We start from the raw sequence: 1,168 nt of genomic DNA, 5'->3' as shown, positions 1-1,168 counted from the left end.
GTCGCCGGGATCCGCGGCGAGGAACCCCTCGGCGGCCGGGGGGTCGGCGGCGATGGCGCGGACCACCGAGTCCAGCTGCTCCAGCATCACCGCGCTCTCCACCTCGGAGGCGCCGGCCATGAGCCGCGCCGCGTCGGTGCGGCCGGAGTCCTCGCTGCGGCCGGCCTTGACCGCCTGCTTCATCAGGACACTCTCGAGGATGTTGGCGGCGACCGCGGCGCGCGAGGACGAGCGCACATGGGTCAGCGTCACGTCGCAGTACTGCTCGACGCCGGCCTCCAACTGCTCCATCACCAGCCGCGGGTCCTCGCTGGTCGGGACCCGCCAGGCGGCGATCTGCCCTTCCAACCGCCGGATCGCCGGGCCCGCCGACAGCGCGTGGGAGGACAGGCGGATGGTGTTGCCGAGCCTGCGCAGGAACGGCTTGGGCGGCTTGGGCACCAGCTCCTCGACCACCCGTCCGCAGATCGAGGTGGAGAACTGCTCGAGAGAGTTGCCCACGATGCCCGAGCTCAGCGCGGTGCCCTCGGTGAGGTTGAGGAACATGTGCCCGGAGAAGTAGCCCACCTGCAGCCACGGCTGGTCGTAGCTCGCCTGGGCCCGGGCCACCACTTGGATTGCCTGCATGGCGTAGTCGATCGCGAACCCCGAGACCGACGCCGTCAGCGGACAGAACGCCCCCGGCATCATCTCCCCGATGTTGCATCGCGTGTAGACGTGGTCCTCCCCGGCCAGCGGGGAGTCCATCTCGCCGAGATCGGCGGGCAGGGTCGTGATGGGCCTGGCCTGCAACCACCAGAGCCTGCCTGCCCGATCGATCGCCCACTCGAGGTCCATCGGCCTGCCCCAGTGCTGCTGTGCGCGCAGGGCGCCCGACCGGATGGCCGCGATCTCCTCCGGGGACAGGACCCCCTCGTCGTCGTACTCCCGGACGGCCACCCCGCCGCCGGAATCCAGGACGAGGTGGTCCGGCGACGCCGATCCGTCGACCAGCGCCCCGCCCAGGCCGGCGACCGCGTCGATCACCATGAGGTCGCGCCGGCCGCTGGTGGGGTCCGCGGTGAACACCACGCCGGCGGCGCGCGCGTCCACCATCTGCTGCACCACCAGGTGCATGGGCGTCGGGGAGGTGTCCGTGGCCGTGTCCGCGGCCGTGGTGCCGGCCCCG

The 1,168-nt window shown here is 72.2% G+C and carries 1 protein-coding gene; it reads right to left on the bottom strand.

Annotation, left to right across the window (positions count from 1 at the left end):
- Nucleotides 1-1,168, bottom strand: a 1,168-nt coding sequence (locus G6028_RS16900) for a PEP/pyruvate-binding domain-containing protein (protein ID WP_277817634.1), incomplete at both ends; no start/stop codon positions are given.

The organism is Dietzia cercidiphylli (assembly GCF_014145145.1).
Taxonomy (GTDB): domain Bacteria; phylum Actinomycetota; class Actinomycetes; order Mycobacteriales; family Mycobacteriaceae; genus Dietzia; species Dietzia natronolimnaea.
The sequence above is the reverse complement of the archived record's forward strand: the minus strand, read 5'-3'. Positions and strand labels throughout refer to the sequence as shown.